The 8007-nt window shown below is 71.5% G+C and carries 8 protein-coding genes, 1 tRNA gene and 1 pseudogene; 8 read left to right on the forward strand and 2 right to left on the reverse strand.

What is annotated here, in order from left to right:
* Positions 1–46 precede the first annotated feature (46 nt).
* The 5 genes from HHX41_RS37440 (at position 47) to HHX41_RS37460 (ending at position 3472) form a co-directional block, all read left to right on the forward strand.
* The gene (locus tag HHX41_RS37440; RefSeq protein WP_310742356.1) at positions 47–499 is read left to right on the forward strand and encodes a septum formation initiator family protein; all 453 of its coding nucleotides are present in this window, start codon (positions 47–49) and stop codon (positions 497–499) included.
* Positions 496–1092, forward strand: coding sequence for a DUF501 domain-containing protein (locus tag HHX41_RS37445; protein ID WP_169983451.1), 597 nt, complete (start codon positions 496–498; stop codon positions 1090–1092). The genes HHX41_RS37440 and HHX41_RS37445 overlap by 4 nt, the downstream gene beginning before the upstream one ends.
* Complete coding sequence (locus HHX41_RS37450; protein ID WP_220504785.1) at positions 1089–2027, forward strand: Ppx/GppA phosphatase family protein; 939 nt, start codon at positions 1089–1091, stop codon at positions 2025–2027. The genes HHX41_RS37445 and HHX41_RS37450 overlap by 4 nt, the downstream gene beginning before the upstream one ends.
* Positions 2028–2150: 123 nt before the next feature.
* Positions 2151–2480, forward strand: coding sequence for a PadR family transcriptional regulator (locus HHX41_RS37455; RefSeq protein WP_182909736.1), 330 nt, complete (start codon positions 2151–2153; stop codon positions 2478–2480).
* Positions 2477–3472: a DUF1700 domain-containing protein gene (locus HHX41_RS37460; protein ID WP_182909737.1), complete on the forward strand. Its 996-nt coding sequence runs from the start codon at positions 2477–2479 to the stop codon at positions 3470–3472. The genes HHX41_RS37455 and HHX41_RS37460 overlap by 4 nt, the downstream gene beginning before the upstream one ends.
* A gap of 59 nt (positions 3473–3531) precedes the next feature.
* On the opposite strand, the gene HHX41_RS37465 is transcribed toward HHX41_RS37460, so the two are convergent.
* Positions 3532–4737 carry a cytochrome P450 gene (locus HHX41_RS37465; RefSeq protein WP_310742357.1) on the reverse strand — a complete coding sequence of 402 codons (1206 nt, stop codon included), beginning with the start codon at positions 4735–4737 and terminating at the stop codon, positions 3532–3534.
* 185 nt (positions 4738–4922) lie between these two features.
* On the opposite strand from HHX41_RS37465, the gene HHX41_RS37470 reads away from it, so the two are divergent.
* The 3 genes from HHX41_RS37470 (at position 4923) to HHX41_RS37480 (ending at position 7546) form a co-directional block, all read left to right on the forward strand.
* Complete coding sequence (locus HHX41_RS37470) at positions 4923–5720, forward strand: uracil-DNA glycosylase (protein WP_182909738.1); 798 nt, start codon at positions 4923–4925, stop codon at positions 5718–5720.
* 165 nt (positions 5721–5885) lie between these two features.
* Positions 5886–7229 (forward strand): NAD(P)/FAD-dependent oxidoreductase, encoded by a 1344-nt coding sequence (locus HHX41_RS37475; protein WP_182909739.1) that lies wholly within the window; start codon positions 5886–5888, stop codon positions 7227–7229.
* 241 nt (positions 7230–7470) lie between these two features.
* Positions 7471–7546, forward strand: a tRNA-Leu gene (locus HHX41_RS37480).
* Positions 7547–7674: 128 nt separating this feature from the next.
* Here the strand turns inward: HHX41_RS37480 and HHX41_RS41445 are convergent.
* Positions 7675–7875 (reverse strand): annotated as a pseudogene (locus tag HHX41_RS41445) (integrase); the annotation flags it as partial.
* Between the last annotated feature and the right edge of the window lie 132 nt (positions 7876–8007).

Consider the following 8007-nt stretch of genomic DNA (forward strand, 5'->3'; position numbering starts at 1 on the left):
GGCCGTCGATCGGGCCATGCGCTGACCGGCCGGGAGGGGTGGTTTCGTGGCGGCGAAGCGGCCGCAGCTCACCGGGCGCGCGGCGATCCTCGCGGTCGTCGTGTGCGCCATCGCCATGAGCCTGGCCTACCCCGTGCGGGAGTACGTCGCCCAGCGCCGGCAGATCGCCCAGCTGGAGCAGCAGGAGGCGAACGCGCTGCGCAAGCTCCAGAACCTGGAGGAGCGGCGCCGGCGGCTGGAGGACCCCGAATACATCAAGCGCCTGGCCAAGGAGCGGCTGTTCTACTGCGAGCCGGGCGCGGACTGCTACCAGGTGCTCGACGAGGAGCAGGCCGGCACCGCCGCCGCCAAGGCCGGGACGAAGCCGCCGGAGCGGCCCGCCTGGTACGTCACGCTCTGGCGGTCGTTCGAGGCGGCCGACAAGGGGCGGCCCGCCGTACCCCAGCAGGGGCAGCGGAGCCCGGCGCCGACGCCGACTCCGTCCCCGGCGGCGGGATGAGGACCGCGGCGGGCATCGTGACAGGCGAGGAGATCGACGTGGCGGACGACCAGGTGGGCGCGGTGGACCAGGCGGACCTGGAGGCGGCGCGGGCGCAGCTCGGGCGGGAGCCGCGCGGGGTGCGGGCCGTCGCCCACCGGTGCCCCTGCGGCCTGCCCGACGTGCTGGAGACCGCGCCCCGGCTGCCCGACGGCGCGCCGTTCCCGACTTTGTTCTACCTGACCTGTCCCAGGGCGGCCTCGGCGATCGGCACGCTGGAGTCGTCCGGGCTGATGCGGCGGATGCAGGCACGGCTCGCCGAGGACCCCGAGCTGGCCGAGGCGTACCGGGCGGCCCACGAGGACTACGTCGCCCGCCGCGACCGCGCTGCCGGTGAGGACGGCCTGGAGCCGCTGCCGCGCGACATGCAGACCGCCGGCGGCATGCCGGACCGGGTCAAGTGCCTGCACGCGCTGGTCGCCCACGAACTGGCCGCGCCGGGGGTCAACCCGTTCGGCCGGGAGGCCCTGGACGCGCTGCCCGACTGGTGGGCCGACGGCCCCTGCGTCGTCGTGGAGAAGCCGGAAGAGGCGATCGGAGGCCGGGAGGGATGAGCGTGGAAACGAAGCGGGTCGCGGCCATCGACTGCGGGACCAACTCGGTCCGGCTGCTGATCGCGGACATCTCGGGCGACGACCTCACCGACGTCGAGCGGCGGATGGAGATCGTCCGGCTCGGCCAGGACGTCGACCGTACGGGACGGCTCGCACCGGAGGCCCTGGAGCGTACCTTCACCGCCATGCGCGGGTACGCCAAGCTGATCAGGGAGCACTCCCTGGACGGCCCCGTGCCGGTCCGTGTGGTCGCCACGTCGGCGACGCGCGACGCCGCCAACCGGGCCGACTTCGTCTCCGGCGTACGGGACATCTTCGGGGTGGAGCCGGAGGTGGTGACCGGTGACGAGGAGGCGCGGCTGTCCTTCACCGGCGCCACCCGGGGTCTCGCCGGGTCCGCCGCCGAGACGCCCTTTCTGGTGGTGGACATCGGGGGCGGATCCACGGAGTTCGTCGTCGGCTCCCGGTCCGTCGAGGGCGCGCTGTCGGTGGACATCGGCTGCGTACGGCTGACCGAGCGCCACCTGCACGACGATCCGCCGGCCGCCGGGGACGTGGAGGCCGCTGTCGCCGACATCGAGGCGGCCATGGACCGGGTGGAGGAGAGCGTCCCCGTGCGCACGGCGCGCACGCTGGTCGGCCTGGCCGGATCGGTCACCACGGTCGCCGGGATCGCGCTCGGCCTGCCCGCCTACGACCCGGCGCGCATCCACCACTCGCGCATCCCCGCCGAGCGGGTCCACGAGGTGTCCGCGCGGCTGCTGGCCATGACGCACGACGAGCGGGCGGCCATTCCGGTCATGCACCCGGGCCGGGTGGACGTCATCGGCGCGGGCGCGCTCATCCTCGACCGCATCGTCCGCCGCTACGGCTTCTCCGAGGTCGTGGTGAGCGAGCACGACATCCTCGACGGCATCGCCTGGTCCCTCGCCTGAGCCTGAGAAGAAGCCCGCTTCAGGGAGCGACGGCCTCGGCACGCCGGGTCTGACCGGCGTCGCCGCCTGGAGCGTGGCTCAAGATCTTGGCACTATTCTGCATTGCGTAGTACTGTGCGTTGCGTGGACGGTAGCCAGCTCCTCAAAGGAGTCCTCGACCTGGCGGTCCTCGCGGTGCTCGCCGAGCGCGACGGCTACGGATACGACGTCGTGCGCCGGCTGCGTGAGGCCGGGCTGGAGGACGTCGGCGACGCCTCGGTGTACGGGACGCTGCGCCGGCTCTACAAGGCCGGAGCGCTCACCTCCTACGTGGTCGCCTCCGAAGAGGGGCCGCACCGCAAGTACTACGGCCTGAACGACGTGGGCCGCTCGCTCCTGCAGACCTCGGCGAAGACGTGGACGTCCTTCGCCGCCACCATGAACGACCTGCTCAAGGAGGTCGACCCAGGATGAACCCCCCGATGACGCCCCAGGACTACGCCGCCGCCGTACGCGAGGCGCTCGCCGATCTCCCCGCCCGCGACAGGGAGACTTTGCTGGAGGACCTGGACGAGCATCTCGCCGAGGTCGCCGCCGAGCCGGGCATGTCGCTGGAGGAACGCCTCGGCAGCCCCGAGGCGTACGCCGCCGAGCTGCGGGCCGCCTACGGCGGGAGGCCGCAGGGCGGGGGCGACTCCTCGCTGGGCGGGCGGCTGCGCGAGCGGGTGACCGGAGCCGTCCGCCGCGTTCACACGCGGCTGCTCGTGCTGCCGCCCTACCGCCAGGCGGCCGTCTTCGCCCCCGAGCTGCGTCCCGCGTGGTGGGTGCTGCGGGGCTACGCGATCGCGCTGGGCGTGCTCGCGCCGATCAGCGCCCCGGGGCTGGTCCCCGGTGACATCCCCGCCTGGGTGTTCACGCTGGCGGTCGTCTGGGGGTCGGTGTGGCTGGGCCGGCGCGGCCGTACGCGGGAGTCGCGCTGGGGCCGGGTGCTGCTGCTCGGGGCCAACCTGCTCGCCGCGTACCTCATGATCGTGGTGATGGCGAACGTGCCGAGCACGTCGTCGCGCAGCGTGGCCTTCGACTACGGCCCCCAGCCGGAGATGTACGCGCCGGGCATGCGGGTGGAGCGGGTGTCCTCGCTGGGCGGGGACGTCTACAACATCTTCCCGTACGCCGAGGACGGGACGCCGCTGCACAACGTCCGGCTCTACGACCAGGACGGCAACCCGATCATGGTGGAGCAGGGCTTCGACCAGGAGCTGGTCATCCCCTGCGACGGGGAGCCGCCCATCCGCAACGCCTACCCGCTGCCGCTGCGGCCGGTCGAGCACCGCGCCGATCCCACCGAACCGGAGGCGACCTGCGTGCCCGCCACGCCGTCGCCCACACTGACGCCCACACCGACGCCCACGCCCTCCGGTGAGCCGTCCGGCTCCCCGTCGCCCTCCGCCACGCCGACGCGCTGACGGCGGCAGAGCGTCCGCACTCCGGCTCCGTCATGTGGACGGAGCCGGTTGGCGCGACGTCAGCCGTGCAGGCGGACGGGCAGGGAGAACAGGCCGCGCATGATCGCGCTCGGCCACCAGCTCAGCGTGGCGGGATCGGCGGCCAGAGTCAGGTCGGGGAACCGTTCGAGCACCCGGCCGATCGCGGCCTCGCCCTCCACCTTCGCCAGGGCGGCGCCGATGCAGTAGTGCGGGCCCCGGCCGAAGGCGAGGTGCGGTTCGCCGACGCGGCCAGGGGCGAACGCGTCCGGGTCGGCGAACGCCGCCGGGTCGCGGTTGGCGGCCAGCAGCGAGACGAGGATGGGCTCCCCGGGCAGCATCTCCTGACCGCCGATGACCACCGGCTCGGTGGGAAAGCGCCAGGTCGCGTTCCGTACGGGACCGTCGTAACGCAGCATCTCGTCGATGAAGTCCGGCAGCCGCGAGAGGTCGGCGCGCAGGGCCGCCGCCTGGCCGGGATGCCGCAGCAACGCGAGCAGGCCGTTGCCGATCAGCGCCACGGTCGTCTCGTGACCCGCGACGAGCAGCAGGAACGCGGTCGAGGTCAGCTCGTTCTTGTCGATCTCGCCCTGGTTGGACCGCCGTACGAGGTCGGTGAGCATGTCGTTGCCCGGCCGGGAGCGCTTGAGCTCGACCAGGTCGGCCAGGAAGCTCTCCAGCGCGTCGGTGGCGCGGGTGATCTCCTCCACCTCGGACGCCGCCGCCGAGTCGATCACAGAAGCGTGGCGGTGGAAGGTGGCCCGGTCCTCCTCCGGCACGCCGAGCAGGTCGCAGATGATCGTGATCGGCAGGGGATAGGCGAGACCGGAGACCAGGTCCGCCTCCGGGCCGTCGAGGCGGTCGAGGAGCGCGTCGGTCACCTCCAGCGCCCGTGCGCGCAGCCCCGCCATCCGGCGAGGGGTGAAGGCCGCGCTCACGAGCCGCCGCAGCCGCGCGTGGTCGCCTCCGTCGGCGTTGAGCATGTGCCGGGCGAGCCCGGGCCGGTGGTCCAGGGGCAGGCCGAGATTGGCGGTCTGCCACTCGGGCGAGCCCGCCGCCGGGTCCTTGGCGAGCGAGGGATGGGTGAGCGCGGTCACGGCGTCCTCGTACCGCGTGACCAGCCACGCCTCGCAGCCGGGCAGCGGCACGCGGGTCACCGGCGCGTTGCGGCGCAGCCAGTCGTAGGCGGGGTAGGGGTCGGCGTCGAACGCCGGGCCGAACAGCGGGGGGCATGAGTCGATGGACACGGGCCGTACGTACCCACCTCCCGCGCGATGGAAAAGATTGGAATCTTCCTCGGTATGACCTCCTTGGGACACCTGTGGCCACGGCGTGCCGGTCCCCGCACGTGCGACGCCGGCTGCGGGGCATGGTCGCGAGGAGATCTGGTTTTCGACCGACGCATCCCCTTTGACCTGGCACGATCGGTGTCATGAGCTTCGTTCCTCCCGGTTCCGGCTGGCCGGGCGACCCCGCGGCCCCGGACACCCCTGTCGCCCAGAACGCCCGCGAGGTCGCCAAACTCGCGGCCGAGAGCCGTACGCCGGCCGACCTGACGGCCCGGCAGTCGGTGTGCCGCGCCTGCCCGCGTCTCGTGGAATGGCGGGAGGAGGTCGCCGACGTGAAGCGGCGGGCGTTCGCGGACGAGACCTACTGGGGCCGGCCGATCGCGGGCTGGGGCGACGAGGACCCGCACACACTCATCGTGGGCCTGGCCCCCGCCGCGCACGGCGGCAACCGGACCGGCCGGATCTTCACCGGCGACCGCAGCGGCGACTGGCTGTTCGCCTCGCTATACCGCACCGGGCTCGCCGCGCAGGAGACCAGCGTGCACGCGGGCGACGGGCAGCGGCTGATCGGCGCGCGGATGATGGCGGCGGTGCGGTGCGCGCCACCCGCCAACAAGCCGACGCCGGAGGAGCGTGACACCTGTTTCCCCTGGCTCGCCAGGGAGCTCGCGCTGGTGGCGGGCACGACCCGGGTGATCGTCGCCCTGGGTGGTTTCGCCTGGCAGGCCGTGTGGCCCGCGCTGCGCGCGGCCGGGTTCACGCTGCCGCCCCGCAGGCCGCCGTTCGGGCACGGCGTGGAGGTGCCCGTCTCCTACGGTGCCGCCCCGGTCACGCTCATCGGCTGCTACCACCCCAGCCAGCAGAACACCTTCACCGGCCGGGTCACCGCGGACATGCTCGACGCGGTCTTCGCCCGCGCCTCGGCCCTGGGGACCTTGTGAACGGTTTCACGAGTGTGAAGTCGGTCACTGAGGGAAGATTGCAGGAATTTTCCTGAGAAATCTCATCTCGAGATGACTAAGTGGGGAAAATCACTGGACCTTCGGCCCTAGTGGATTGGTGTGATTGCCATCTCGTGACGTAGGCTTGTGAATGCTTTCACAAGCATGGAGGGCATCGTGGCAGACCGCAACTGGAAGCACGTCGTCATCGTCGGCGGTGGGTACGTGGGCCTTTACACGGCTCTTCGTCTCCAGCGCACGCTCCGCCGTGAGCTGCGCGACGGCAGCGTGCGGATCACGCTCATCGACCCGCAGTCGTACATGACCTACCAGCCGTTCCTCCCCGAGGCGGCGGCCGGCAACATCTCGCCGCGCCACGTCGTGGCCCCGCTGCGCCGGGTGCTGCCGAAGGTGCGCATCCTCAACGGCAAGGTCTCCAAGGTGCACCATGAGGCGCGCACCCTGACCTTCGAGCCCGGCGCGGGCCAGTCCCGGGAGATGGAGTACGACGTCGTCGTCATGGCGGCCGGCTCGATCTCGCGTACGCTGCCGATCCCCGGCCTGGAGGACGCGGCCATCGGCTTCAAGACCGTCGGCGAGGCCATCGCGCTGCGCAACCGGGTGCTCGCCCTCCTCGACCGGGCCGAGTCGAGCGACGACGAGGACGTGCGCCGCCGGGCGCTGACCTTCGTTGTGGTCGGCGGCGGCTTCGCGGGCATCGAGGCCCTCGCCGAGCTCGAGGACATGACCGAGGACGCGATCGGCTACTACCCGAGCATCGAGAAGAAGGACCTGCGCTGGGTGCTCATCGAGGCGTCCAACCGGATCCTGCCCGAGGTCGGCCCCGAGATGGGCGAGTGGACCGCCGAGCAGCTGCGCGAGCGCGGCATCGAGCTCAAGATGGAGACGTTCCTGCAGTCGTGCGAGGGCGGCCTGGTCAAGACCTCGGACGGCGACGAGTTCGAGTCGGCCACGATCGTCTGGACCGCCGGCGTCAAGCCGAGCCCGATCGTCAACTCCACCGACCTGCCGCTCGACGAGCGCGGTCGGATCAAGACCACGACGCGCCTGACGGTCGCGGGCGTCAAGGGCGCCTTCGCCGCCGGCGACATCGCGGGCGTCCCCGACATGACCAACCCCGGTCAGTACTGCGCGCCCAACGCGCAGCACGCCGTACGGCAGTCGAAGGTCCTCGGCGACAACGTCACCGCGTACCTGCGCGGGGAGAAGCTGAAGGACTACCGGCACAAGTACGCCGGCTCGGTCGCCGGGCTCGGCCTGTACCGGGGCGTCGCCAACGTCTACGGCCTGAAGCTGCGCGGCTTCCCCGCCTGGTTCATGCACCGCACCTACCACCTGTCGCGGGTCCCCACGGTCAACCGGAAGGTCCGCGTGGTGATGGACTGGACGCTGTCGCTGTTCTTCAAGCGCGAGACGATCTCCCTCGGCGAGATCGAGCACCCGCGCGACGAGTTCAGGGCGGCCGCGGAGAGCGGCCGCAGACGCTGACCGCTCGCAGCGGCAGGACCCCAGGACACCGGACGGCCCGGCGGCACCCGCCGCCGGGCCGTTCCGTGTTCCCGCGGCTCTGCCATGCTGGTGTGATGGACGGGGGAGAAGGTGCGGACGGTCTCCCGGACCTTGACCGGGTGGCGGCCACCCGCGCCGTTCGCCCACTGTGGAAAGGGGGACAAGCCGCGTAAGACGTAACTTGCTTACAGAGGAGTGATCCGTGACATATGATCGCGGCGCCCCCGTAGCCCAATGGCAGAGGCAAGCCCCTTAAAAGGGCTGTGGTGTGGGTTCGAGTCCCACCGGGGGCACCATCGCCTTCCAGCACCCACGAGGCCGTGGCCAGTGCAGAGTGCGTTCGCCGACTGCTCTACCGTGCCCCGGCTGTCTACGGCTGGCATCGATCGACTACGGCGGGTCTTGCCCCGGCGTGCCCCCGAAATCAGAACTCTCCAAGCGCTGCCGGGATCCGTTTCCGTGCCGGCTCTTCCTGGCTGGCTATGCACTTGGCGTAGACGTGCAGCAGCACGGCGACGCTGTGCCCCGCCCATTCGGCGACCTGAGTCGCCGGCACTCCGGCGTTGAGACACGTGGACACAGCGGCGTGCCGGAGATCGTAGGGCCGTTTGGCGAGCGGTGAGGCCCGGCCTCGCGATGCTCCTATGACTGTCAAGCCGCTTGAACTGCGGCTTGTGGGGTGGCGTCTGGGGTGATCAGGTCCTTATAGACCTCTCTGGCGACGTAGCGTTTCAGGCAGCGGATGATCTCTTTCTTG

The organism is Microbispora sp. H13382, assembly GCF_014161445.1.
GTDB lineage: Bacteria > Actinomycetota > Actinomycetes > Streptosporangiales > Streptosporangiaceae > Microbispora.

Excerpts from the sequence above, each read along its gene's own strand:
- HHX41_RS37475 (WP_182909739.1), top strand. The coding sequence starts at position 5,886 with ATGGAGGGCATCGTGGCAGACCGCAACTGGAAGCACGTCGTCATCGTC.
- HHX41_RS37460 (WP_182909737.1), top strand. The coding sequence starts at position 2,477 with ATGAACCCCCCGATGACGCCCCAGGACTACGCCGCCGCCGTACGCGAG.
- HHX41_RS37470 (WP_182909738.1), top strand. The coding sequence starts at position 4,923 with ATGAGCTTCGTTCCTCCCGGTTCCGGCTGGCCGGGCGACCCCGCGGCC.
- HHX41_RS37450 (WP_220504785.1), top strand. The coding sequence starts at position 1,089 with ATGAGCGTGGAAACGAAGCGGGTCGCGGCCATCGACTGCGGGACCAAC.
- HHX41_RS37445 (WP_169983451.1), top strand. The coding sequence starts at position 496 with ATGAGGACCGCGGCGGGCATCGTGACAGGCGAGGAGATCGACGTGGCG.